Raw genomic sequence first — 24079 nt, 5'->3', positions numbered from 1 at the left:
GTCCACGAACGCGGAGTCATGCGTTCTCGCCAGCGTTTCCCTTGGCGGCATCTTTAAAAAGCTGCGTGAGCGAGTAGTCCAGCAGCGACTGGCGGGACTGCATGTAGCGGCGGGCGCGGAGGAAGGGCAACCACACGCGATGGCCCACGCGTACCTGGGACTCTTCCCTCTTCTGGCGCGGCACCCACGTCCCACCCAATCGCCGCACCAGCAGCTCACCCAGGTAGGCCCCTAGCGCCGGTGCGGTGTGCCCGTCGACGAGTTCGCGTTTGTACCGCTCGGGGAAATTCTCCCTCCAGAAGTAGAAGTCCAGGTCCGTGAGAGACTCGGGCGTCTCGTCCATGATGGACGGCACCTGGGTGTGGAGCGCCGCCACGAGTCCTTCGGACAGGACTCCGTAGTCAGCGAGGACACGCTCCGGATTCTCCACGTCCGAGGGAAGGGCGGCTGGGAGCCACTCCTCCGGCGATGGAGGCCGGAAGGCGTTGAGTTCGGCGATCTTCCGTTGCCGCTCGCCTATGGAGAACTCATCTGGCAGCCGCGAGAGGAACGGCGCCACGTCAGGGTGGAAGCGAGGCTCGACGGGTACGAATGCGGCACTGCGCTCTCTCAGCGTGCTCAGCACCGTGTCGAAGTCGAGGTCCGGCCGCAGGTGGACATGGGCACGGGCCTGGACGACCCGCGCTTCCTCACTGGCGAAATCGGCGGCGGTGGGCCACAGCACCAGGAGGACGGAGCCGTTGGGTAGCTCCTCCACGAGGTGCGCGGGAGTCGAGAGCATCCGCTCGCGACCCACCATCTCCACCAGCTTCGGTCCAAAGACATTCAGCCAGAACACCTCATAAATCGTGTCGAACCCATCCTTGCGCGAGGTCCTTCCATCACGACCGAAGTAGGGAGCCCCCGAGAGCTGTCGATCCGCCATGCCATGGGCCATGGCGTATGTGACCAGGACGTGCCGAGCCCAGGCTCGGACCATCTCAATGAACTCCTGGCAGCGCGCCGCCCCCGAAAAGAAAGAAAGCGGCTGGAGCGCCACCGAGATTTCCAGTTCGGCGGGCGAGGTTGTTCCGCCGAGGCTCAACGTCATATCCAGCGCTGGAGCCCGGGTACGATAAAGCCCGATGGATGTACTTCCGACGTCGCGCTCTTCCTCAAGCGACTTCGAGATGGCGGCGCGTGAGTATTTCCGCCGCCGCTTTCCTTCGACAACGTCCGGCATCCATTCGCCTGCATGCGCCTCGAGTGCATTCAGGAGGGGCTCCAACCGTGGCTCGAGCGCGGCGCGTTCGTCGATGGCTCCGTCGACCAGCAGTCGCAGACCGTCTTCCGCCCGCAGCTCATGGAACTCCAGGACCTTCATTGGAACCGCACCTCCACACCGGCGACCTCGCTCTCAGCTTTCCTCACGGAGCGCTCAAGTGCATCAAGTTCTCGAGGTTTGAACCTCCCTCCCTCGTAGACGACTCGAACCCTCTGAACCCGCGTTTTCTGTATGAGCCCGGGTCGGCGGATGGACAACGTCTCCCCGTAGTACCGGAATGCCTCACCAGCATCCTCAATCAACTGGGACTGGAGGGGCCTTTCCTTCAGCAATGAGAGGTCCCGGCTCTTGAAGCTGAACGTCTCCACGCGGGCCGTCGGGCCACCAGCGGGCCCCTCTTCGATGACGAGGACATCCACGAAGCGCAGGTCCGCCTTCGCCACGCCCACGTGCGTTTCGATGCGAGGCTTCTCGAAGTCCTTGAGCCACCGCCGCTGCGCCCGTGGCAGGGCCGCATCCGCCTCCAGGATGACGACCATGTCCCTCTCGAAGGCCAGGCCCCGGGCATACCGCTCGCGCACGAGCTGATAGCTGGACCACGGCAGCGGCCCCCTGGACGCGATGCCCTGCTCGATTTCCGCGGCCCTCTTCTCCAGGTAGGACAGGTAATCGAGCCAGAGCGGATGCACGTCGGCGCCAGGAGGCGCGGTTCTCAGGAGCGCCTCGCGATGCTTCTTCAGGGCAGCCACGTCCGTCGATAGCCGGGCGCCCCCAGCCTCGGCCTCCACCTGCCGGAACTTCGCCTCGGCCACCTCGGCGGGGATGCCGGCCGACTCGGGTGGCGGCGAGGGCCTGCCTCCGCTCTTCCCTGCTCCGCCCTTCGTTGGCGTGCCGCTCGGAGGCTCGCCATGCCGCACCGGCAACGTGGCCTGCGCTCGAGCCGGATCGCCGCGTGCCTCGTGAAGGGCCAGCGCGCCGGCCTCACCCCACTCCGCCACCAGGAGCGCCGCCTCCCGGCTCTGCTGGAAGTGGCGAGCCAACTCCCCCACGGAGCCCGCCCCCGCCCGCGCCTCCAACCTGTCGAGCACGGCCTTTAGCGCCTCTACGCGAGGCACTGTCGCATCGAGCCGTGACCTCTCCTTCCTGGCGAGGCCGGCTTCACGGAAGGCGCGCGCACCCGCTCCTCCTGAGTACAAGCCCACCATGAGGGCCGCGGGCGCCAACCGCCGCGTGGCCTCCTCGTACTCGCCCTTCGAGAGGGAGACCCCGCCTTGCACCGTCCCGGCCGCCAGGAAGTAGAAGCCCAGTGGCACGCCGAAGGTGAGGTGGTCAAAGGAGGCCAGGGCCACGTTGCCCGGTGCGAAGGCCCCCAGGTACTGCGCCTTCTCCACCTCCCAGTACGCCGCACGGTACGGGGGCGGTAGCTGCCGAGGCGGCAAGGAGGCCTCCACGCTTCGGCTTCCACCCACGAGGGGAATGGAGGAGGCGACATCATCCGTGGCCTTCCCCAACCCTCGCGCGAGGTCGCTGGCGAGGAAGCCCCTCTCCGGGAAGTCCTCCGGGTCGAGCCCCCTCGCCGACAACTCCGCATGGACGCTCGCCATGCCCCCCAGGGCGCGCTTCAGCAGCCTGTCCTCGGCCAGCAGGCGCAGCACGTCTCGCGCCTCATCGTCGAAGGTGGTGTGGAAGACGAAGAGAGCAAGGACTTCCGCCTGCCCTGGCCCGTACTTCTCGGCGGCGGTGGAGAGGAAGACGACGCGCTTCTTGAGAAGGACGCTGGCCGCTTCGGCTTCCAACGGGCCCAGGGCGCCCAGCCGGACGGCATTCCAGGCCGAGAGGGACTCCACCAGCCGGGGCATGTCCACCGTGCGCTGGAAGGCCAGGAAGGCCGCTGGAGTGAGGCACTCCAGGAAGGGCGCCAGCACTTCCTCATCCGTGGACAGGCGCGGCCAGCCCGAGGGCACGTCTCCGCAGGCGTCCATGAGGTCGACGATGGGCAGGGGCGACGTCTCACCTCCGTTGCGACCCGCGCCCGGGGTCGTCGCTGACGGAGCTCGACGGCGATGCAGCAGCGGCCCGACTTCGGCCGCGAGGTCGGAGGTGTCCTCGGGCGCGACGGCGTTGTTCCCCAGCGCCAACATGCGCGCCCGACCCGAGCGGGATTCAAGGGTGGCTCCAGAATCAGCCCGAGTGGGCAGCGAGGCACACCCCGCGATGAGGAGCACCAGGGCCAGCGCCAGACCGGCTCCGCCCCACGGCAGCCGCTCAGCGCTCACCATCCACCCCCACTCCCAAGGCCGCGAAGGCCCCTGGCCGAAGCGTCCCCTCCGGGGAGGGAAACAGCAGCGTGCCGCCCTGCCCCACCGCGAACAGCCGCCCTCCGAGAAAACGCCACCGGGCTTCCCCCGAGACGAGGTAGCGCGCGCCCGGCTGGCCCATGCCTGTCGCCAGTCCCCCCACGCCCAGACTCAAGTCCTGGTGGAAGAGGTGTGTCTCCACGCGCCCATCCACATCCACCCGTCCCCAGGTGAAGGCTTCCACGCCCAGGGAGACAAAGAGGTGTCGCCGCCGCATGCCATCCAGGCGCACCGCATCCCAGCCGAAAATCACCTCACCGTAGGCCGAAGCCCCCTCCGGAAAGGACGCCTCCGCCAGCGGCACCGAGGACGCGCCCGCCACCTGGAAGCGCGCCAGCTCGTGGTCCGGGCCGAAGGCGCCCTGCCGAAAGCCTCCGCGCTGAAGGCGCCCCTCCAGGCGCGCTCGCACGTCCAGCATCGGCGACACCGCCTCCATTCCCAGGCCCGCCACCGCGCCCCACGCGCCGCCTTCACCGGGACGCCCGCCCCAACCTCCCAGCAGGTGCAACTCCAGGCCCGTGTCCCTGCTCCGACGCCGCATCACCACGGCGGTACCGTCCAGGTGCGCCAGCGTCAGGGGTTTCGAGGTGCCTCCCCCCTTCCCCCAGTCATGCGCCGCCGACAGCGCCAGCGTGTAGCGCCCGGAAACAGGCGGGCGGCCGAAGAGGACATGCTGCATGTCCAGGGCGACTTCCGCCCCCATCAGACGAGCGCCCAGCAGGTCCGAAACGAAAGCCTCCGCGTATACCGGCCCCAGCGTCCCCGTCCCCACCACTCCGGCCGGGTGATAGTCGGGGTTGGCTCGGTTGCTGTAGCGCCGCACCAGGTGCCCCGACAGCAGGGAGTAGCCTTCCAGCATCCCCACCCACACGGAGTCGGGTGTGTCACCGCCCACCGAGAAGAGGCGCACCACCTGGCCCCAATCGGACAGCGTGTCCCAGTCCTCCTTCCTCACGAAGCCCGCCCCTTCGCCGCCACCCCACAGCCGCAGCCGCACCGGGGCTCCGAGGTTGAGACGAAACGACTCGCCCTTGTCGAAGACAAACCCGGGCTCCACCTGCACGAAGCCTTCGTCGCTGCCCGCGCCTCTTCGAGGGAGCAAGGTCCACGTCGTGGCCTCCATGCGCAGCGCGTTCGTCCACCGCGATATCGAGTCGGGTGCGGGCGGTGGCATGGACTCCTCCTCGGGCTGAGCCTCCGCGCCCCCGCTGGAAGACTCGGGCGTCAGGGCCTGCTCCAGCTCGCGAATGGCGGCTTCCCTTTGCTCCCAGTGCCCAGGGGCGACCTCCTCCTCGGCCCACCCCACCCCGGGTAGCAGCAGCGGCAACACGACGGCCCAACTCCGACGCGCGAACATCGACGCCTCCCATGAACGCCCCGGCTGGGGATGGAGAAGGGCAGAGGTTCCCAGCCCGGTCCGACACGCTGGGGCCGTGAGGAACGAGCCCGTGGTGTGCCCAGGTCCTGTTCCAGGGCCTGGGGTGCCCACGGGAGGGAAAAACGCGACAGGAATGCGCCACCTGCTCCGAGAGGGCCTCTTCCCCTTGGAGAGCCCATCCCCCACGTCCCCCCAGGAGAACCCCCACCATGTCTTGGTACGACAGCGTTCGACGTCAGGCCCCCGTGGTCGCACAGCCCCTGAAGACCGAGCCCCCGGCCCCGCCTCCGCCACAGGAACCCCCGCCAGGCCCCGTGCAAGGTCCGACCGGGATGCCCACGCGCGACGAGTTCGTGACCGCGCCAGGGAAGGGGCCCAACATCCTCCCGATGGATGTGCCCCCGCTCGCGCAACAGCATGCGCAGCAGGTGTCGGACGCATACCGCACGGGAGGCGCGAAGGCGGCCACCACGAAGTTGCAAGAGCTGGTGCAGGCGCAACCGGCACTGGACACGGCGTATGTGAATGGACTCATTCGCATGACGCAGCCCACGCTTCAGCAGGTGGGAGTGGAGCTGGGCGTCCGGGTCAGCAAGGACAAGGATGACAGCAAGAAGAACGGCATCACCCGCGACAGCCTGAATGCGCTGGCGGCGGTGGCGGAGCGAGCGGGGCCGGAGGGGCAGAAGGCCCTGGGCAAGGCGCTGGCCGATGGCCTCCCCAACAGCAATCAGCTCAACCAGTTCGACGATGTGCTGCAGGACATGAAGACCCAGAACCCCATTGGCGCGGTCTTGCTAGGCGGGGCGACCCTCACCGAGCTTCAGGCGTCCGGCAAGGACAAGGCCGCGAAGGAGCTCCAGAAGGAGCACAAGCCGCTGGACTATCAGGGGCAATGGAAACCAGGCCAGAAGCTCTCCGAGGCCAACAACGCCCACTCAACGAACACGCAGCATGACTTCAACAAGGCCGTGAAGGAGGGGAAGAACTGGGTCGAGGGGGATCTCCAGATGAAGAAAGACGGCGGCATGGAGATGAACCATGACGACCCCCCCCCCAAGCTCTCCTTTCAGGAATGGCTCGCGAAAGGAAAGGCGCTGGGGGTGGGCGTGAAGGTAGACGTCAAGTTCGATGCCTTCAAGGATGACCCGGCAAAGAAGGAAGCCGCCGTGAAGGAGATGGTGAAGCAGGTCGTGGACTCCGGCATCCCGGGCGAGCGGTTGATGTTCAGCGTGAACCCGACCGAGGCGAGGTGGATTCGGGAGGCCCTGGGCGACAAGCTCCCCAATGCCACCATGGGTGTCAACGCTCCTGACGGCGCGCTGACGAGCGAGACCGCGGCTGCGATGCAACAACACATCACCGACAATGCCCCGAGGCCGGTGTCGTTCATCACGAGATACAAGGACATCAAGGACGCCTCTCCGGAGGTCATCCAGGCCTTGAAGAATGGAAAGGCAACCGTCTCTGTCTGGAACGACCCGGGGGACATGTCACCGTTGATTGAACAGGCCGATGACGTGGTCAGTGAGACGAAGAAGCTGAAGGACCGCGGAGTGGATGGGATGATTGACATCCGGGAGAGCACACTTCTGGCGTTCACCGGCGGCAAGTTCAAGGATGCAGCCGGCGACGTGAAGGACTCCGTGGTCAGTGGTTTCAAGAGCACCGTCTCCTTCGGGAGGTGGAAGTAGACGTCGCGACCTGGGCGCGGGTGCCCCAAGGCCTGGTTCTCGGGCCTTGGCGTGGGGACGGAATCAGAGACTCTGGAGGAAAGCTCGCAGCGAGTCGAAGGCGGTATGGGCGGGGTCGATACCCTGCGGATGCTGAAGCACCTGATAGAAGCGCAGGGGTGACGACAGCATCGCGAGGTACGCGTTGAGCCAGCCCTTGTCTTTGAGCGCCTGAGTTGATTGAGGCGCGCCAGCACAGGTCACCAGCGCATCCACACAGCGCGCCAGTTCCTGGTTCCGAACAGCCTGCTTGCAGAGCTTCTCGATGCTGCCGGGCTGATGCCCGTCCGGCGTGAGGAAGACGCCCAGTTTGCGCGGCTGGCCTTCGAACGTGCCGTGAACGGGCACATCCAAGCCCCCTCCCAACGCCACCATCGTCCGCCGAGCGAGGTCGTATGCACTCGCCGGGTCATCCTCCACGTCGAGCAACACTCCGACACTACGCGCATGCATGAAGCTCGGGTCGAGGGACGCCAGCTTCGCCAGATTTGGGAGGTCCTCACGCCCCTGCGCCTGCCAGCCCACTAGCCCTGCCCAAGTCGACGCACCCGCAACCGCCTCGCAGACCCGAAGCTCGTCACTCCCTTCGGCAAGTAGCAAGCCAAACGGCTGCGTCTTAAAGGGGGGATTTGGACGACGGCTCATCCGCGAATCTCCACACCCATCCGCGCGGCGGCCTCGACGAGATTCCGATCATAGACAACAGCCTTTGTCTCGCGCTCTTGCTTGTCGAGCCGGATGACACGCAACCCCTCATCCCCGCGCTCACCAAAGGCTCGGCATGCGGCCTGGACACATTCCTCAGAGTGAGTCGTCGCGAAGATTTGTGCTCCACGGACAAGCGACACCTCCGCTATCCAGCTCCAAAGAGAGCCCATCGTGCTGTGGTGGAGACCATTTTCGACTTCATCAATGCAGAGCACTGGGTGTTCCTGTGATGAGAGTGCCACTGCAAGTTCAAAACTTCGCTTCGCACCTTCCCCCATCATACTGAGGGGGAGCAGTCCTTCATGCTCCAACTGAACAAAGACCACCGCACGCTCACCAGACGGGGCGAGCAACTCGATTCCCGTAACACGGTCGTTAATAAGGCGAAGGAGCCCAATCACTGAGTCCCCTCGTCCCTGTTGTTTCAGCTTCGACAATGCTCGGATGTCAAGCGCAGTGATTGACGGGCTGGGTGCAATCCAGAATCGTCCTTCGCTTGGAGTCAATTGCGCTGGAAATTGAAGACTCGTGCCATTCGAGCTGATGGACCTTGTCTCCGTCTCCTGGCGTGTAATGCGCCATTCCAACTCCCATGCCTTCCTCGCTGTCTGTGAGTCCCCAGTATCAACTGGGAACTCCATCGGAGGGAGGGGAGACTTGTTCATCGTTAGCTTTACGTGCTCACCACGCTTATCAGTCCCCTCTACGCTGAATCCGCGTGCAGCATCCATTCTTCGAAAGATGGGGAGCCAGAAATCATCGAAATCCACCATCTTTGCTTCGGGGTGCCGTGCCGACTGCCTCGCCACCATCACAAAGCCGGCATCCTCGGGCACCCACAACAGCTCCAGCGCCTCCATCAGCGCCGTCTTCCCGCTGTCGTTCCTCCCGATGATGAGGTTCACGCGGCCCAGTCCCTCGACCTGGAGCCGTTCGATGCCTCGGAAGTTCTCAACGGTCGCGGACGTCAACATGCCTGGACTTCTAGCAGACCCGCCGCCCCCGCTCACACCTCGATGCGGTTGCGCCCGTTCGACTTCGCGCGGGTCAGCCGCGCATCCGCCGCGCGCAGCAGCTCCTCCATCGTCGCCCCGTCTCCGGGCGCCTCGGCGATGCCGCCGCTCACCGTAATCCCGAAGGACTCGCCCCCGTCGCCGTCGAAGGTCATCTCCGCCACCTCCGCCAGCGTCCGCGACAGAATCGCCTTCGCGCGCTCCTTCGTCTCCCCCAACAACCCCACCACGAACTCCTCCCCGCCCCACCGCCCTCGCACGTCCTCCCTCCGGAAGCGCGCCCCCAACAACCGCCCCAGCCGCGTCAGCACCCTGTCCCCCGCCAGGTGCCCATACCGGTCATTCACCCGCTTGAAGTGGTCCACATCCAGGAAACACAACGCCAACGGGCGCTGCTGACGCTGAGCCTCCGACAGCCTCGCCCTCAGCCCCTCGATGAACGGCCGCCTCAACAACAACCCCGTCAACGCATCCCGCTCCGCCCGCTCCCGCGACAGCCGCGCCCGCTCCAGCCGCGCCTGCACCCTCGCCCTCAACTCCTCCTTCAACACCGGCTTGGAGATGTAGTCGTCCGCCCCCGCCTGGAACGCCGCCAGCCGGAACTCCAACCCCAGGTGCGCCGTAATCAACAACACCGGCAACTCCTGCCACGCCGGCGTCGACCGCAGGATGCGACACAAATCAAACCCGCTCGGCCCCGGCATCTGCACGTCCAACAACAACAGGTCCGGCCGATGCTCCGCCAACGCCTCCATCAACTGGTGCGCATCCCCCAACCCCACCACTTCAACCTGCTCGCTCGCCAGCGAGTGCACCAACGCCGCAATCGCCTCCGGGTCGTCGTCCACCACCAACACCCGCGCCCGCTCCGGCCGCCGCGCCGCCACCATCCGCTCCGCCGCCGCCGCGAAGTCCTGCGCCGTGAAGGGCCTCGGCAGGAACAACGACGCCCCCGCATGCGCCGCCGCCACCCGGTCCTCCAACCCTCCCGCCGCCTCCGTGAAACCCAAGGGCAATGAACCCAGGCCCTCCACCGACCGCAACTGATGCGCCGCCTGGATGCCCCCCATCTCCCCACCCAGATGCATGTGGATGAGCACCCCATCCACCCACTGCTTGCGAGCCACCGCCACCGCCTCACTCGCCGTCCGCGCCGGCAACACCCGCACCACGTGCGCACGCCCCAACCGCTCCGCCTCCGCCAACACCCGCGCGTCCTCGTCCACCACCAACAACACACCCTCCGTCGGCAACACCGCCGCGGGGCCCTCCTTGCGCGCGGACTTCACCGGCACCGACGCCGTCCTCGCCAGCTCCCGGAACGCCGCGTCCACCACGCCCCAGTCCAACCGCGAGACGTCCTTCGCCGACCGCAGCACGTCCTCAAGCCGCCCCGCCGACAGGCTCACCTCCGTGAACCCATAGCTGCCCGCCGTCCCATGCAGCTTGTGCACGACGAGCGTCGCCTCCTCCAACACCTCCCGCCGCCCCACCCGCGCCTCACCCAGCAGCACCTCCAGCCCCCCCACCTTGTCCTTCAGCCGCGAGCCGTACTCCTGATTCAACGCCACCAGGCTCGCCGCCAGCTCGTCGCGCACCAGGTCCACGTCCGCCAACGCCCGAAGCCCCGGCGGCGCGGGCGGCAACGCCTTGGTGAAGAGCTGATTCACCCAGAGGTACAGCTCCTCCGGCCGGTAGGGCTTGTGGATGATGCGCGCCACCCGCAACTGCCGCGTGAGCAGCTCGTGGCTCTTCAAGTCCTTCCAGAACGCCGAGGCGAACAACACCGGCAGGTCCGGCTGCGTCTTGCGCAGCTCCCGGATGAAGTCCGCCCCCGTCACCCCCGGCAACAACCCGTCCACAATCGCCGCGTCCACCGGCATCTTCGCCAGCAACGTGCGCGCCTCCGCCGCCGTGCGCGCCGACTCCACCCGGAACCCCTTCTCCCGCAGGAACGCACAGACCAGCGTCTGCAAGTCCTTGTCGTCCTCGAGGAACAGGAGCGTCTTGGCGTCGTTCATGACACAGCCCTTTTCTCCGGGCCGCCGTCCTTGTGGGACAGCAGCTCATGAAGCAGCTCGCGCACGGAGGCCACCAGCTCCTCCTCCGACGAGCGCGCCTTGCTCAGATGCCGCGTAATCCCCAGCGTCAACTGCCGCTGGTCCGCGCGCGACAAGTCCCTGCCCGTGAAGACGATGAGCGGCGTGGCCCGCCCCCGCCCCTGTCTCAAGATATCCACCACCTCGAACCCATCCAGCCCCGGCAACCCCACGTCCAACACGATGAGGTCCGGCGGCGTCTCGCGCGCCAACGCCACCGCGCTCTCCCCATCCGCCGCCTCGAACACCTGCACCGTCCCCAGCCGCTCCAGCCGCGCGCAAATCACCCGCCGCGTGGCCACGTCGTCGTCCACCACCAACACCCGCGCCTGCCCCGGTCGCCGCATGGCGTGCCTCAGCGCACTGAGCAGCCGCGACTCCTCCAAGGGCTGCGACATCCAGTCCACCCACAGCGGCGTCCCCACCCCCTCGCCCTCCGCCGAGCGTCCCGACACCGCCAGCACCGGCAGCTCGTGCGTGCGCGGCTGCTCGCGCAGGCTCCGCACCCAGTCCAACGCCTGCCCATCCGGCATCTGCGTGTCCAGCACCACCGCGTCCGGCGGCGTCTCCTCCAGCACCTTCGCCGCCTCGGCGAGGCTCGCGGCCCGCACCACCCGGTAACCCTCTTGCGACAGCAACCCACGCAACAACGCGGACAACTCCGTGTCCGCCGTGGCCACCAGCACGTTGTACCGGGAGGAGTCCTTCACCGACGCGCCCACCACCGGATGCGAGCCCGACACCGAGCGCGCCGCGTCCAGCGTGAAGGTGAACGTGGAGCCCGTCCCGAGTGCGCTCTCCACCTCGATGCTCCCGCCATGCTGGTTCACGATGGCCTGGGAGATGGCCAGCCCCAGCCCCGTACCGCCCTTGGAGCGCGTGTCCGAGCCGTCGAGCTGATGGAAGCGCGCGAACAACTGCCCCCGCTGCACCTCGGGGATGCCCGGCCCCCGGTCCACGACGCTGAAGCGCACCCGGCCTGGCGCCTCCAGTCGCACGTGCACCGCGACCTCCGCCCCGCGCGGGGAGAACTTCACCGCGTTGGACACCAGGTTCGTCAGCACCTGGATGAGCCTGTCCCTGTCCCCCTTCACCCGGGGCGCATCTTCCACCACCGCGCGCAGCGCCACCCCCGCCGCGTCCGCCACGCCGCGCAGGCCGCTGAACGTCGCATCCACCAGCTCAGGCCCCTCCAGCGGCGCCAGCTTCAGCTCCAGCTTGCCCGCCTCCATCTTCTCCAGGTCCAGGATGTCGTTGATGAGGCGGATGAGGCGCTCGGTGTTCGAGCGGGCGATGCGCACCATGTCCAGCGCCTGCTCCGGCAGTTCCCCGACGATGCCGCCCTCCAGCAGCCCCAGCGAACCCCGGATGGACGTCAGCGGCGTGCGCAGCTCGTGGCTCACCGTGGAGACGAACTCGTTCTTCATCCGCTCCACCTCCTTGCGCTCGGTGATGTCGCGCACGAAGGCGGTGAAGCGCGCCGGGCCCTCTCCCGGCACCCGCGCCAGCGTCAGCTCCGCGGGGAACATGCTCCCGTCCGCGCGCAGGCACGGCGACTCCAACCGCGTGGCGTTGCCCGACGCCTCGCGCAGCGCCGCCGCCACGTCCTCGCGCTTGCCGGCCGGCAGGGACGCGGGCAGCGCCAGCGCCAGGAAGTCCCGCCCCACCGCCTCTGACGCCTTCAGCCGGAAGACGCGCTCCGCCGTGGGGTTCAACTCCAACAGCCGCCCCGCCTCATCCACCAGCAGGATGCCGTCCGGCGCCGCCTCCAGGATGGCCGCCTTGCGCGCCTCCGTGGTGCGCTGCTCCTCGCCCGCCAGCAGCAGCGCCTGGCCGCGCTCCTCCACCCGCTTCTCCAGGACTTCGTTGAGCGTGGCCAGCTCACCCGACGCGCGCGACAGCCGCACCAGCACCACCACCACGTACGCGCCCAGCACCAGCGACACCGCGAAGAAGACGACACGCGAGCGCTCGTTGCTCAGCTGCGCCCGCTCATGCAGTTGGAGGAACGTGGTGACCAGCCGCTCGGCCTGCGCGCTGGCGGAGCGCTCCAACAGCGCCTGCACCGCCACGTCCGCTTCGCGCCGCTCCCCTCGCGCCTGCGCCTGCCGCGAGCGGACGAGCAGCGCCCGGTTGTCCTCCAGCGCGCGCAGGTACGCCTCCAGCGAGGCCGCCATCACCCGCCGCTCCTCCTCGGAGAGGAAGGACGGGACGTCGCGCAGCGTCTCGGCGCGAGCCTTCAGCGCCTCGAAGGCGGAGCCCTCCGAGCCATGCAGCTCCGGCAGCCCCAGCCGCGCGCGCAGCACGTCCTGCTCCAGCTCCGCGCTGGCGAGGCGGAGCTGCTGCAGCCGCGTGCGATATCCGTCGCTCTCCGCCATCCCCCACGGACGGCCCACCACGAACAGGGCGCACAGCGTGAGCAGCGCCCCCACCGCCAGCGCCACCGAGCGCTTGGACAGGCGGGAGCCCCTCATTCCGGCACCAGCTTGCGAATCTCCTTGGGCAGCGTCATCGGGTCGAACGGCTTGCCGATGACCCCCACCGCACCCAGCTCCAGGTAGCGGGCCACCTCCTGCTTCTGCACCTTCGCCGTCATGAAGATGATGGGCGTGCGCGACGTCGCGTCCTGCTCGCGCAGCTTGTTGAACGTGGTGGGCCCGTCCATGCCGGGCATCATCACGTCCAGCAGGATGAGGTCGGGCTGCTCCGCCGCGGCCTTTGTCAGCGCCTCGTTCCCCGACGCGGCCAGCACCGTGTCCCACCCCCCCACCCGGCTCAGACTCAGCTTGCCGATGGCGCGGATGTCCTCCTCATCGTCCACCAGCATCACCTTGCGCAGCGTCGTCACGGGCGGGCCTCCTGGAATGAATGACGGTGGTACCGCACGTGAGAAGTGCGGGGGACTGGACGTCCGTCCAAGGCCCTGACGGATGACGGCCCGGCCAGGATTCAACACCCGGCCCCACCGCATTCCCAGCCCCGCGCCGCGGGCTGCCTAGCCGGTGGCCTTGCGACGGCGCACCGCGCGCACGGGCTTCGCCGGCGCCACGGGCGGCATCACCGCGACGACGGCGTTGACCACGCGCGACACCGCCCGGAGCTGGGACGGCTCCAGCTCCCGCAGCTTGCGAGTCATCCGGCGCAGCTCCAGTGGGTCTTCCCGCTCAGGCTTCCGGGAGGCCACCGGCGTGAGCGAGGCACCGCCCCGTCCCACACCCAGCAGCGTATCCGAGGAGACCTGGAGGACGTCACACAGCCGCTTGAGCGTTTGGGTACGGGGCAACATTCGCCCCCGCTCCAGCCGACTGTAGACCTCCATGGCCATGCCCACGCGCTCGGCCACGTCGCTCTGGGTCAGGCCCAATCGCAGGCGGGCGACGCGAGCCGCTCCTCCCAGGATGGCCGCGAGCTTGTGGTCGACGGGCTCACGCATGATGGCCGGGAGCGTCGCACGGCCGCTCCCTGGCGCAAGTTTCCCGTCCCCCCGGCGCGGAAGCACCTTCCCGCTCGGGGCTCAGCGGCGCAGCAACCCCAGCGCGCCGTGGACGAGCTGGACCACGGCCCGGAGTTCGTCCGGCCCCAACGCGCGCAGCGCCCTCACCAGCCGACGCAGGGCGGGCGGGTCCTCGGAGCGCGTCGCCACGGAGGGGCCGGGCGCCACCGGCAGGCCCTCCGCCAATCCCAGCAGCGCGTTCGCGTCCATGCGCAATACCAGACACAACCGCCGCAGCGTGGTGACGCTGGGCAGCACCCGCCCCCGCTCCATGCGGCTGTAGACCTCCATCGCGATGCCCACCCGTTCGGCCACGTCCGCCTGGGTGAGCCCCAGCCGGGCCCGCGCCGCCCTCGCCGCCGCGCCCACGGTGATGGCCAGTTCCTGGTTCATCGTCCTCGCGCCTCTCTTCGAGTCTCCCTACCACGTCACCTGTCCTGAACCCTACCCCACACGGCAGGAGACTACCCGAAAAGGCGTCCGCCGTGCTAATGACCTCCAAGGTCCAATCCATAGGCCACACATGCACCTCCCGTTTCGAATCCACCGTCTGGAGCTCAACCTTGAAGGTCCTTCGCTCCGCGCACCTCACGCGGGTCGGTCCAGCCAGGGGAGGACGGGGCGATGAGCGACCTCGAATCGACGCACCCGTTGCTGCTGCAGCCCTTTGAAGAGCTGGGCGCCCTGCGCATCATCCGGAGGCTGGCCACCGGCGGTTATGGGGCCATCTTCCTGGCGGAAACCCAGACGCGCGGCACGGTGGCGCTGAAGTTCGCGCTGGAGGGCCCCTCCGAGAACGACGAGGCCCGGGTGGACGCGCGCACCCAGCGAGAGGCCCGGCTGCTGATGCACCTGGACCATCCCAACGTGGTGGAGCTGCTCGGCTACCTGCGGTGGCCGGACCTGCACCGCGGCTACCTCTACCTCATCATGGACTACGTGGAGGGCCCCACCCTGTCGCGGTGGGCGTCCAGCCCCCAGGCCACGCCGCGCCGGGCCACGGAGGTGTTCGCCTCGCTGGCCCTCACGCTGGACGCCATCCACCGCGCGGGCGTCGTCCACCGAGACCTCAAGGGCAGCAACATCATCGTCCGCGCCTCGGATGGTCAGCCGGTGCTGGTGGACTTCGGCTCGGGGGACCATGCGTGCGCGCCGTCGCTGACGGAGGACCGGCTGCCTCCGGGCACGCCCAGCTATCGCAGCCCGGAGGCGCTGCGCTTCTGGCTGGGGCCTCGCATCCCGGGCTCGCGCTATCGCTTCGTGCCCACCGATGACCTGTACTCCCTGGGCCTGGTCTTCCATGAGGTGCTGACGGGCGTCTTCCCCTACCGCGCCCACCTGCCGCCCTCCGCGCTGCTGGCCAGCATCGAGTCCGCCGAACTCAAGCCGCCCTCCGGCCTCAACCCGCGCGTCCCTCCGGTGCTGGATGCCATCGTGCTGCGCCTGTTGAGCAAGTACGGCGCGGGCCGCTACCCCACGGGCGCGGAGCTGTGTGGGGCGCTGAGCGCGGCGCTGGAGCAGGCGGACAGCTCCTGGGACGAGCCGCTGTTTCCGCCCCGCCCTCCCCACGAGGCCGTCACCGAGGAGGACGAGGCGCTCTTCGACGGAGACGAGGAGGCGCGGGAGTTTCGCCAGTGGATGCGCCGGGAGGACAGGCCGGGGGCGGGCTCGGACTCGGGTCCTCCGGGCACACCTCCCACGGAGCCCGCGGCCCCGACGTCCGTCCCCTGGCGGTCCTGGCTGCGCAGGCGGATGCACGTCCTGAGCGGCGCGCTGCGGCCCTGGCGCAAGCGGGACGACTGAGGCGCTCCCCCGCCTCTTTGGCATCCAACTCCAGAGGTCTATCGACTGTCAGTCAACCTCTGACATTCCACTTGGGTTGCCTTTCGTGTTACCTCAGGCATCCTGTAGCAGTCCCACCACTTCCCAGGTTCAAAGGCAGGCCATGACGACGCCCGACACGACGACGGAGGATCTTCCCGGAGGACCGCGCCGGCCCCGGGTGCTGTTCAACGTGGGCGGCACGGTGTTCGAGTTCGTCCGCAAGCTGGAGGTCCGCTCCACCGGAGAGCTGTTGATGCTGGCCCGCCGTCGCTACCGGGGCGGGCAGAGCGGGCTCGTGGTGGTGAAGCGGCTGCGCAGCCCGGCCACCTTCGTGGAGCGGCGCCGGCTGGTGGAGGAGGTGAGCCTGACGTTCCGCTTCAAGCACCCCAACATCGCGCAGGTGCACCAGATGAAGCTGTACCGGGGGGCGCCCCACGTCGTCATGGAGTACGTGGAGGGGCGCTCGCTGGACACGCTGCTGAACCTGACGGCGATGCGGCGCAGGCCGGTGTCGGCGCCGCTGGCCGCGTTCGTGGTGGCGGAGGTGGCGGACGCGCTCCACCACGCGCATGGCGCGGTGGATGACTGGAACCGGCCGCTGGGCATCGTCCATCGCGATGTGAGCCCGCGCAACATCCGCGTGGGGACCCATGGGGATGTGAAGCTGACGAACTTCACCGTGGCCGCGTCGCGACTGGAGGGACGCGAGGAGACGAGCCGCCCGCTGGTGAAGGGCGACATCGCGTATGCGTCACCGGAGGCCCTGGTGCGGGCGCCGGTGGATGCGCGCTCGGACATCTTCTCGCTGGGGTTGGTGTTGCTGGAGCTGCTCACGGGGCGGCACCCGCTGGCGGTGGAGGACACGGCGCCCCCGCCGCTGCCCGAGGGGCTCGAATTGGAGGCGCAGGGCCCCACGTGGATGCCGGTGGAGGAAGTGGCCGCGCGGATGCAGAGCCTGGAGCCGGAGCAGGTGGCGCGGCTCGTGGAGGATGTGCCGGAGGGACTGGCGGCGGTGGTGCTGCGCGCGCTGCGCAGGGAGCCTGCGGAGCGGTTCCAGACGGCGGATGAGATGGGCGGGGTGCTGCGTGGGTGGCTGAGCATCCATGCGCCGGGGCAGGGGCGGCACGCGACGGCCGAGGAGGTGGCCCGCGTGGCGATGGAGGCGACGAGCCGGCGCAATCAGGCGGAGCTGCTCGAGGGCGGCCTGCATCCGGAGGACCTGACGGCGGAGGAGGCGTCCGTGTCACTGGAGCCGGGTGTGGCGGCTTCGGTGCCGCCCTCCGGGCCCGAGGAGGTCGATGCCGCTGGAGCGCTGGCGGAGGAGGCGGCGCGGGTGTTCGGCGTGCCGGGGCTTCGGGGCGTGACTCGCTCGTTCGCGGAGGAGGCGGACGGGCGGCGGGACTCCCGCACGGACGACATGACCGATGACTCTTCGCACGAGGAAGGCAGCTCGGACCTCGCCTCTCGCGATGACGACAGTTCCGACGATGCCTCGCGCGACGACGACAGTTCCGAGCAGTGAGCCCTCGCGCGACGACACTTCTGAGCAGTGCGCACTCGCGCGCGGGCACTTCCGACGATGCCTCGCGCGACGACGACTCTTCCGAGCAGTGAGCCCTCGCGCTCCACTCCGCAGGTGACCTATCGGCTGGACCTCCGTGGTCCAGCCCGTTCACCCGCTAAGACAGCCCTCCCGTGAAGAACAGCAGCGCCGCCATGAAGGCGAGGAACGCCACTACGACACCCAGCACGCGCCATTTGGAGATGGGCGTCTCTCCGAACACGAGCTCCGCATCCTGTCCGTGCACCAGCACCCGGTACGGATTGCCGCGATAGCGATAGGCCAGCACATACACAGGCAGCGCCCACCGCGTGGTGCGCAGACTGGAGAGCGCCACCGCCACATGGACATTCCGGAAGCGGCTCCCGGGGATGTCTCCGCTCTCCTGGACATGCTCCCTCGCGAGCCGCTCCACCGCCGCCAGCACCGTCTTCCGCGCTCCCGAGCGCGTCGCCTCGAAGCGCTCGACACTGGCCTCCTCCGGCCCGCGCCCCTCGTTCTCCGCCAGCTCGAACCGATAGCGCGGCGTCAGCGTGTCGCACTCGCTCACCTTCAGCCCTCGCGACGCCGGCACCAGGATGTTGGTGAAATCCAGGCGCGTGCGTCCCGCATGCGGCGCCCAATCCGAGCGCCGCGCCCCCGCGTCCGAGTCCGCCGTCCAGCTCACCGCCACACCCGCCTGGAACACCCACGCCGGCCACCACAGCGGACGCATCGACTCCAGCGACGCCTCCTTCGCCAGGCCCGACGGCCGGAAGAACGCCTTGTGCCCCAGGAAGCGCCCCAGCGCCTCACTCGCGGCCTTCGGGTCCACGGTGAAGGGCAACCACCCCTGCGCCTGGTCCACCGGGTCCACCGTCATCTCCACATGCGTCACCGCGCCGCAGTAGGCACACCGTGGCGCCCGCGCCTCCACGGAGTACTCCACCGCGGCCCCACAGCTCTCGCAGCGCACCACCCGCGCCCGCTCGCGCGTCGCCACCGCTCGCTCCGGAGGCGGCGTCGCCAGTCCACAGATGGGACAGCGCAGGTCCTCCGCCTCCAGCTCGCACGCGCATCGCTCACACGCTGCCACCCTCGCGGCCTCGCTCATCCGACGCCTCCCCCCACGTACAGCACGACCCCCAACACCAGCAGGATTCCCACCAGCACCGCGGCCAATACCTTCCACGTCGAGAGAGGCGCCTTCCCATGCACCTCCCCCGTCTGCCCGTTCACGAGCACTCGCAGGGGCTCCTCCCCTTCCGCGTAGCGCACGGGCAACACCCAGACGGGCAACAGACACACGTCCAGCGACTCCCAATCCAACCGCGTGTCGTGGCTCACATCCCGGTGCGTGTCCCCCGGCATCAGCGCCCCGAGCCTGTTCAACATCAGCTCGCCCACCTCCTGGCGCGCGCCCTCCAGACAAGCGTCCCTCGTCAGCGAGGGCTCCTCCGCCACCCACCCGGACACGAGCGCCGGCGTGTAGCGGGCCAGCGCGCGAAAGTCGAAGGGCTCCAGCGCCTCCAGCTCCTCGTTGCGCAAGCCATTCGACGCAGTGACGAGCACGTCCGCCACGTAGCCCTCCAGCTCACCCTGCAAGGGCCGCCACTCCGTGCGCGTCACCGTGCGCGTGCGCGTCACCGTCTTCCCGTTCTCCGTCGTCGTGTAGCTCTCCCGCTCCTGGTAGTGCTCGCCGATGGTCGCCTGGAAGCTCGACTTCGCCAGCGCGCTGTAGAGGAACGCGGGCACGTAGAGGCCATGCACGTCCCCCGGCTCCGCGCTCCGGATGCCGTTGCGGGTGAAGCGACTGCGCGAGCGCAACCACCGGGACACCTTCTCCCGCGCCGCCGCGTGCGTCAGCGCGAAGCCAAGCGCGAAGGCGGGCTCCGGCACCCCGGGCCGCGGCGGCCGCTCCACCACGGACGGCGCCGCGCAGTAGGGACACCGCGTGGTGCGCAGCGACGGCTCCAACACCAACAGGGCCCCACAGGACTGGCACCCCAGGTGGAGCCGAGGCTCCGTCAACGTCGCGGTCGGCTCGTCACGCCTCTCGGGCATCGGCACCCTCCTCTTCCTTCAAGGGGAGCGCGCTCCTCGCGCCTGCTCGCCTGCCCCCCGGACTCCGGCCCGGAACGATAGCCGGGTTGCGGTACGCATTCCCCGTCACGACCGTATCCAGGCGGAGGATTCCACCATGGCGCAGGACAAGCGACGACAGCCCGCTCCCCAACCCGCCGAGGACTACTACGGGCGCCCCACCGGGCCCCGCCACCAGGACGCGCCAGGGGAGGACTCGGCGCCTGACCGCGACACTCCGGACAAGGACCGGCGCGCCCAACCCATGGACCCGACCGAGAGGACCCCGGGCGCCATCCTCGACGACATCCCGGACGGTGACGGCCCTCGCAGCGACGCCGGCACCAACCCGCTCCCCGACCTCTACTGGACCGCCTTCCCCGGCAGCCTGGAGGAAGAGAAGGACTGACGTCTGGGCCAGCCCTCACCGCGACGGCCCTACGTGCGCGGTGAGGCCCCTGTTTTCAATCACTCACGCCAGCAACGGAATGTCAGCCCCCCTCTGTACTGTGTGCTCATTCGCCAGCATCCAGGGGGAGGAACTCCATGGCGGAAGTCCGTGAGCTGCCGCGTGTGTCCGTGAACAAGCTGGGTGAGTACCTCATCGCGACCCCCGCTCGTCGCAAGCGCATCATCTACGACCAGAAGCATCCACCCGAGCAGCAGTACCTGCGCTATCCCGAGGCGTCTCACGCGATTACCGACTTCCTCTGTCGTGATTTGGACCCCGCCATCCTCCGCGACCACCAGCGCCGCTTCGCGTGCAGCGTGCCGCAGTCGGAGTTCGAGGCGCAGCGGCTTCACCTCTGTTCCGAGGCGCTGGAGCGCTTCGCGGACGTGGTGCCGTGGCTCGGTCTGGAGGACACCATCGTCAGCGCCGTGGGCGCCGAGCCGCCTGTCCTGGAGATGGCGGGCGTCACCATCAGCGTGCGCCCCGAGGTCATCCTCCAGCGCATGGACCGCCACGGCAACCCGCGCGTGGGGTTGATGAAGCTCTACTTCTCCAAGCACCACCCGCTGGATGAGCGCTCGGGGCAGTACATCGGGACGATGTTGCAGCGCTTCGCGGAGCAGCACCTGTGCCAACTGGGTCCGTCGGACCACCGCATGGTGCAGGTGGTGGATGTGTTCGCGGGCACCATCTTCACCGCGCCTCGAGCGCACATCCGCCGGCTCACGGACGTGGTGCTCGCCTGTGAGGAGATCGCCGAGCGCTGGGCGGTCCACTGACGCCGTCGTGAAGACAGACATGCTCCGGGCCGTCTGACTTTCAGGACGCGCGCGGGCCCGAGGGGCTGGGGCGAGTGCTCGTCCGGAGCCCGGGAGGGCCGACGAGCGATGACGCAAGGCGCCTTCCGGTGTGACAATGCGAGCGCGTCGCGCTGTGTCATGCGCTGGTGAGCTGGAACATTTCAGTGTCTCCGCGTGGGCGCTGAGACACGGTGCAGCGTGAAACACGAGACACTTCCCGCGCTCCGTGGCGAGACCTAGGCTGACGTCGCCGGCCGGTTTCGGCGGCCGGCTTCACACCTCGACGGGAGATGCATCATGAAGAGCCACAAGGTGAAGACCCTGAAGGAGCTGTTCGTGAAGGACCTCGCTCGCATCCACGGAGGCGATGGAGCGGCGACGTCCACCTCCTCCACCGAGACGCAGAGCACGGCGCCCCAGGTCTCCACCACGCAGGCCTGTTGCGAGGAGAAGAACGACCCCTGCTGCTGAGAGCGGTCGCCCTTCGTGTCGCTGTACCGGCGCGTGTCCTCATCCGAGGGCACGCGTTTTTCGTTGCGGGGTGTCGGGTTCGAGGCGGGGTGGATGTTCGCTCGTGGGCGCTCGCGGCGGCGGGGCTGCCAGGGAGCGAACAGTCCTCGCCCTTGGGGCACCTGGGTTGGTTGGTGGGGACCGGGGGCATCTCCAGCCTTCGCGGCATGGCGCATCGAAGCTTGGACAACGGCAAGGGTGAGACGCTGGGGCCTTCTCGGCCTGGACTGGGGACGGAGCCGGTTCGGGCAGCCGATGCGGCGCCTCCTGGCTCGCGGGAGCGGGGCGAGTCGGATGTGTCGGGCTGGAACCCGGCGCGGGACGAGTCGCCCTCCGTGCGCGAGGGACGCTTCTACCGGGGCGCCTCGCAGCGCATGGCGCAGCCTCGGACCGATGTGGAGGACCGGGGCGGCGCGGCCTGGGCGAGTGGAGGGGTGCGGGGTGGGCCGTACGGGCGCGATGACCGCGACGACCGCTATGCCACGGGCATCGGGCCACGGCCGCTGATGGGGGAACACGACCGGGAGCTGGCGCCCCAGCCCGCGGAGTACCGCGCATGGGACCGCACCGGGTACGGCGGCCAGGCGTGGGATGATGAGGACCGGGCCCGGCGTGAAGCGCGCTCCCGCGGAGAGTTGAGCGAGCGCTCGGGTAGGGAGCCGCTGGTGGAGAGCGGCGAGGACCGCGCGTGGAGGGAGGAACAGGCACGTCGGGAGCGCGGTGGCTTCGAGGACCGCTCGCGAAGGGAGCCGCGAACGCAGCGGGAGCTCAGCCCGCCCGAGGACTATTCGTCGAGGGATGTGACACCGGACCAGGATTTCCGCTTCGAGGCTCGCTCGCGCAGGAGCACTCCGTCGCGCGAGGAGACTGCCGCTCCCGAGGTTCGCTCGCGGAGGGAAGTCTCGCCGGGCGAGGAGTTCAGCTTCGATGCTCGTTCGCGCGGAAGCACTCCATCACGCGAGGAGCCTGTCGCTCCCGAGGTGCGCTCGCGGAGGGAAGTCTCGCCGGGTGAGGAGTTCAACTTCGAGGCCCGTCCACGGAGGGCTCCGTCCGATGAGCGTTCGCGTCAGGACGAGCGACAGCGTGAAGAGCGCACGCGCGCCGCCGACCACATTCGCGAGGACCGCAGCCAGGACTTCCGAGCGTCGCCTCTGGCCGAGACCGAGCGGAGGAGGTGGCAACGCGAGCCGTTGACCGCTCGCGAGGTGATGACTCGCAACGTGCGCACCGCGCGACGTGACAGCTCGCTGCGCGAGGTCGCTCGGCTGATGAAGGAAGAGGACTGTGGCGTCATCCCCATCGTCAACGAGCACGGCCGACTCGAAGGCATCGTCACCGACAGGGACATCGCCATCCAGGCCTTCTCGGGTGGACAACCCCCCGAGCAACTGCGCGCCTCGGATGTGATGACCGATGACGTCCCGGCCGCCACACCCGACGAGACGCTTCACACCCTCGTCGACATCATGGCCCGCGAACAGATTCGCCGTGTCCCCGTCGTCGAACGCGATGACCGCCTCATCGGCATCGTCACCATGGGTGACATCGCGAAACACGCCGACGCCGACGAAGCGCTTCAGCGCGCACTGGAGCGCATCTCCTCGCGTCGCTCCTTCTGGTCCCGACTGCGCTGACCTCCGCTCGCCTCGTCATGACGACATGAGGCGACGCAGGTCCTCATCCCTGAGCCACCACGCGCTCGTGACGGGAATGACGTAGAACCCCTTCTCAGCCAACGTGAGCAAGGCAGGCGGCACCCAGCCGTAGATGATGCCGCCCATCTCTCCTGTTTCCTGGTGCGCGAACCACGTGTCCCAACCGGGAACGTCGTAGTCGTCCAGGAAGCCATTCGAGGGTGCCGTCGCGGCGCCACAGATGTCGGTGCTGAAGTCGGTCGCGAACACCCATCCACCGGCAAGATCTCCGAGCGGAGGCAGCGGCATGTTCATCCGCGCCAGTGCCTCACGACGTCTCTCGGTGATGAAGCCCACCGCCTCCCTGGGGACATCCGGAGTCTTGAGCACCAGGTCCAGAAAGGTGTCTCCATCATGGCCGCAGACCGGCGGCATCAGCTCCGCAGTGCGCGTCGTGTCCCCTGCCCGAGCCGCCTCGGCACGAGGCAGGCACCACGCGATGGTCTCCGCCAGACGCAGCTTGAAGTCGGTCGGCAGCACGCCGTTCAGGTTCACCGGCACCGTCGTGTACTTCGTCCACGGCGCCCCCTCGGGGCGAGGCAGCAACCCCGTGAAGAGCTCCGACTGTCCCCGCTTGAAGTCGCTCGACATCGATCCCTTCATGTCCACCTGGCGGACAATGCTCTCTGACCACGGCGGCAACTCCTCTTCGGGCAGCGGACCCAACCACGCCCAGGCCTTGTCCAGAAGCCGCTTGAAGTCGCTCGACATCCCTCCATCTTCAGTCACGCCCGCGCCCATGCTCAAGCCGGCGCCCGGAGGAAGTCGATGCAGCTGACGCCGACTCGGGGAGTACAAGAAGAACCCCGCGTAGGAGGGACACCCATCCTCCAGCACTCGCACTCGTCGCCCCTGTTCCAGGAGCGACGTCACCCGCGCCTCAAAGACATCCGCGAGCCCCACGCCCGCCAGCGCCGCGTCCACCATCAATCCCTGGTCATTCAGCGACAACCGCCCGTCCGCCTCGACGAGCACCTCCTCAGCGTCCCGCTCGAACTCCCAGCGGGAGTACTGGCCGCTCGCGAACCGGATGCACGGCAGGCCCCGCAAGTCTCACGGCGTCCGAGGCACCGCGTGGCGCGAGCTCGCCCGCCCGGTCCACGGATGGCTTCGGAGAGAGCGCTCGGGGATGG

At 68.6% G+C, this 24079-nt stretch carries 20 protein-coding genes; 7 read left to right on the top strand and 13 right to left on the bottom strand.

Going from position 1 to position 24079, the window contains the following annotated elements; genetic code table 11:
- Positions 1-16: 16 nt before the first annotated feature.
- Genes HUA78_RS40865 through HUA78_RS40855 form a run of 3 tightly spaced genes read right to left on the bottom strand, consistent with a single transcriptional unit; the run spans position 17 to position 4978 of the window.
- On the bottom strand, positions 17-1363 hold the full coding sequence (locus tag HUA78_RS40865; RefSeq protein WP_174478669.1) for a hypothetical protein: 1347 nt from the start codon (positions 1361-1363) through the stop codon (positions 17-19).
- On the bottom strand, positions 1360-3543 hold the full coding sequence (locus HUA78_RS40860) for a hypothetical protein (protein ID WP_217442786.1): 2184 nt from the start codon (positions 3541-3543) through the stop codon (positions 1360-1362). The genes HUA78_RS40865 and HUA78_RS40860 overlap by 4 nt, the downstream gene beginning before the upstream one ends.
- Complete coding sequence (locus tag HUA78_RS40855) at positions 3530-4978, bottom strand: hypothetical protein (RefSeq protein ID WP_174478668.1); 1449 nt, start codon at positions 4976-4978, stop codon at positions 3530-3532. Before HUA78_RS40855 ends, HUA78_RS40860 begins: the two co-directional genes overlap by 14 nt.
- Before the next feature lie 353 nt (positions 4979-5331).
- Between HUA78_RS40855 and HUA78_RS40850 the strand changes: the two genes are divergently transcribed.
- The gene (locus HUA78_RS40850) at positions 5332-6693 is read left to right on the top strand and encodes a hypothetical protein (protein WP_174478667.1); all 1362 of its coding nucleotides are present in this window, start codon (positions 5332-5334) and stop codon (positions 6691-6693) included.
- A gap of 63 nt (positions 6694-6756) precedes the next feature.
- Here the strand turns inward: HUA78_RS40850 and HUA78_RS40845 are convergent, their stop codons facing one another.
- From HUA78_RS40845 to HUA78_RS40815, 7 genes are all read right to left on the bottom strand, one after another.
- The gene (locus tag HUA78_RS40845) at positions 6757-7377 is read right to left on the bottom strand and encodes a DUF3226 domain-containing protein (protein ID WP_174478666.1); all 621 of its coding nucleotides are present in this window, start codon (positions 7375-7377) and stop codon (positions 6757-6759) included.
- Positions 7374-8414 (bottom strand): ATP/GTP-binding protein, encoded by a 1041-nt coding sequence (locus tag HUA78_RS40840; protein WP_174478665.1) that lies wholly within the window; start codon positions 8412-8414, stop codon positions 7374-7376. The genes HUA78_RS40845 and HUA78_RS40840 overlap by 4 nt, the downstream gene beginning before the upstream one ends.
- 32 nt (positions 8415-8446) lie before the next feature.
- Positions 8447-10474 carry a response regulator gene (locus HUA78_RS47370; protein WP_174456198.1) on the bottom strand — a complete coding sequence of 676 codons (2028 nt, stop codon included), beginning with the start codon at positions 10472-10474 and terminating at the stop codon, positions 8447-8449.
- Positions 10471-13026 carry a response regulator gene (locus tag HUA78_RS40830; RefSeq protein ID WP_174478664.1) on the bottom strand — a complete coding sequence of 852 codons (2556 nt, stop codon included), beginning with the start codon at positions 13024-13026 and terminating at the stop codon, positions 10471-10473. Before HUA78_RS40830 ends, HUA78_RS47370 begins: the two co-directional genes overlap by 4 nt.
- Positions 13023-13400, bottom strand: a complete 378-nt coding sequence (locus HUA78_RS40825; protein WP_141647791.1) for a response regulator — start codon at positions 13398-13400, stop codon at positions 13023-13025. Before HUA78_RS40825 ends, HUA78_RS40830 begins: the two co-directional genes overlap by 4 nt.
- A 147-nt stretch (positions 13401-13547) precedes the next feature.
- A complete protein-coding gene (locus HUA78_RS40820; protein ID WP_174456196.1) occupies positions 13548-13985 on the bottom strand; it encodes a helix-turn-helix domain-containing protein in 438 nt (145 codons plus the stop codon).
- 81 nt (positions 13986-14066) lie between these two features.
- Positions 14067-14438, bottom strand: coding sequence for a helix-turn-helix transcriptional regulator (locus HUA78_RS40815; RefSeq protein ID WP_141647789.1), 372 nt, complete (start codon positions 14436-14438; stop codon positions 14067-14069).
- Positions 14439-14669: 231 nt separating this feature from the next.
- Here HUA78_RS40815 and HUA78_RS40810 point away from each other — a divergent pair, with 231 nt between their 5' ends.
- Positions 14670-15848 carry a serine/threonine-protein kinase gene (locus HUA78_RS40810; protein WP_174478663.1) on the top strand — a complete coding sequence of 393 codons (1179 nt, stop codon included), beginning with the start codon at positions 14670-14672 and terminating at the stop codon, positions 15846-15848.
- A gap of 142 nt (positions 15849-15990) precedes the next feature.
- The gene (locus tag HUA78_RS40805; protein WP_174478662.1) at positions 15991-17391 is read left to right on the top strand and encodes a serine/threonine-protein kinase; all 1401 of its coding nucleotides are present in this window, start codon (positions 15991-15993) and stop codon (positions 17389-17391) included.
- Between the two features lie 157 nt (positions 17392-17548).
- On the opposite strand, the gene HUA78_RS40800 is transcribed toward HUA78_RS40805, so the two are convergent.
- Positions 17549-18523 carry a zinc ribbon domain-containing protein gene (locus tag HUA78_RS40800; protein ID WP_174467651.1) on the bottom strand — a complete coding sequence of 325 codons (975 nt, stop codon included), beginning with the start codon at positions 18521-18523 and terminating at the stop codon, positions 17549-17551.
- Complete coding sequence (locus tag HUA78_RS40795) at positions 18520-19473, bottom strand: hypothetical protein (protein WP_174464282.1); 954 nt, start codon at positions 19471-19473, stop codon at positions 18520-18522. The genes HUA78_RS40800 and HUA78_RS40795 overlap by 4 nt, the downstream gene beginning before the upstream one ends.
- Before the next feature lie 136 nt (positions 19474-19609).
- On the opposite strand from HUA78_RS40795, the gene HUA78_RS40790 reads away from it, so the two are divergent.
- The 4 genes from HUA78_RS40790 to HUA78_RS40775 all read left to right on the top strand — a co-directional run bounded on the left by HUA78_RS40790 (position 19610) and on the right by HUA78_RS40775 (position 22886).
- Positions 19610-19900 carry a hypothetical protein gene (locus HUA78_RS40790; protein WP_174467653.1) on the top strand — a complete coding sequence of 97 codons (291 nt, stop codon included), beginning with the start codon at positions 19610-19612 and terminating at the stop codon, positions 19898-19900.
- A gap of 137 nt (positions 19901-20037) precedes the next feature.
- Entirely contained in the window at positions 20038-20721 is a 684-nt protein-coding gene (locus HUA78_RS40785; RefSeq protein ID WP_141647784.1) for a hypothetical protein, read from the top strand.
- Positions 20722-21039: 318 nt separating this feature from the next.
- Positions 21040-21213, top strand: a complete 174-nt coding sequence (locus HUA78_RS40780) for a hypothetical protein (RefSeq protein WP_174456191.1) — start codon at positions 21040-21042, stop codon at positions 21211-21213.
- 89 nt (positions 21214-21302) lie between these two features.
- The gene (locus HUA78_RS40775) at positions 21303-22886 is read left to right on the top strand and encodes a CBS domain-containing protein (RefSeq protein ID WP_371745786.1); all 1584 of its coding nucleotides are present in this window, start codon (positions 21303-21305) and stop codon (positions 22884-22886) included.
- Positions 22887-22901: 15 nt separating this feature from the next.
- On the opposite strand, the gene HUA78_RS46970 is transcribed toward HUA78_RS40775, so the two are convergent.
- Positions 22902-23996, bottom strand: a complete 1095-nt coding sequence (locus tag HUA78_RS46970; protein ID WP_254624170.1) for a LysR substrate-binding domain-containing protein — start codon at positions 23994-23996, stop codon at positions 22902-22904.
- Positions 23997-24079 lie beyond the last annotated feature (83 nt).

Source organism: Myxococcus sp. CA033, assembly GCF_013336625.1.
Classification (GTDB): domain Bacteria; phylum Myxococcota; class Myxococcia; order Myxococcales; family Myxococcaceae; genus Myxococcus; species Myxococcus llanfairpwllgwyngyllgogerychwyrndrobwllllantysiliogogogochensis.
The sequence above is the reverse complement of the archived record's forward strand: the minus strand, read 5'-3'. Positions and strand labels throughout refer to the sequence as shown.

Excerpts from the sequence above, each read along its gene's own strand:
- HUA78_RS40865 (WP_174478669.1), bottom strand. The coding sequence starts at position 1,363 with ATGAAGGTCCTGGAGTTCCATGAGCTGCGGGCGGAAGACGGTCTGCGA.
- HUA78_RS40860 (WP_217442786.1), bottom strand. The coding sequence starts at position 3,543 with ATGGTGAGCGCTGAGCGGCTGCCGTGGGGCGGAGCCGGTCTGGCGCTG.
- HUA78_RS40855 (WP_174478668.1), bottom strand. The coding sequence starts at position 4,978 with ATGTTCGCGCGTCGGAGTTGGGCCGTCGTGTTGCCGCTGCTGCTACCC.
- HUA78_RS40850 (WP_174478667.1), top strand. The coding sequence starts at position 5,332 with ATGCCCACGCGCGACGAGTTCGTGACCGCGCCAGGGAAGGGGCCCAAC.
- HUA78_RS40845 (WP_174478666.1), bottom strand. The coding sequence starts at position 7,377 with ATGAGCCGTCGTCCAAATCCCCCCTTTAAGACGCAGCCGTTTGGCTTG.
- HUA78_RS40840 (WP_174478665.1), bottom strand. The coding sequence starts at position 8,414 with ATGTTGACGTCCGCGACCGTTGAGAACTTCCGAGGCATCGAACGGCTC.
- HUA78_RS47370 (WP_174456198.1), bottom strand. The coding sequence starts at position 10,474 with ATGAACGACGCCAAGACGCTCCTGTTCCTCGAGGACGACAAGGACTTG.
- HUA78_RS40830 (WP_174478664.1), bottom strand. The coding sequence starts at position 13,026 with ATGAGGGGCTCCCGCCTGTCCAAGCGCTCGGTGGCGCTGGCGGTGGGG.
- HUA78_RS40820 (WP_174456196.1), bottom strand. The coding sequence starts at position 13,985 with ATGCGTGAGCCCGTCGACCACAAGCTCGCGGCCATCCTGGGAGGAGCG.
- HUA78_RS40815 (WP_141647789.1), bottom strand. The coding sequence starts at position 14,438 with ATGAACCAGGAACTGGCCATCACCGTGGGCGCGGCGGCGAGGGCGGCG.
- HUA78_RS40810 (WP_174478663.1), top strand. The coding sequence starts at position 14,670 with ATGAGCGACCTCGAATCGACGCACCCGTTGCTGCTGCAGCCCTTTGAA.
- HUA78_RS40805 (WP_174478662.1), top strand. The coding sequence starts at position 15,991 with ATGACGACGCCCGACACGACGACGGAGGATCTTCCCGGAGGACCGCGC.
- HUA78_RS40800 (WP_174467651.1), bottom strand. The coding sequence starts at position 18,523 with ATGAGCGAGGCCGCGAGGGTGGCAGCGTGTGAGCGATGCGCGTGCGAG.
- HUA78_RS40795 (WP_174464282.1), bottom strand. The coding sequence starts at position 19,473 with ATGCCCGAGAGGCGTGACGAGCCGACCGCGACGTTGACGGAGCCTCGG.
- HUA78_RS40790 (WP_174467653.1), top strand. The coding sequence starts at position 19,610 with ATGGCGCAGGACAAGCGACGACAGCCCGCTCCCCAACCCGCCGAGGAC.
- HUA78_RS40785 (WP_141647784.1), top strand. The coding sequence starts at position 20,038 with ATGGCGGAAGTCCGTGAGCTGCCGCGTGTGTCCGTGAACAAGCTGGGT.
- HUA78_RS40780 (WP_174456191.1), top strand. The coding sequence starts at position 21,040 with ATGAAGAGCCACAAGGTGAAGACCCTGAAGGAGCTGTTCGTGAAGGAC.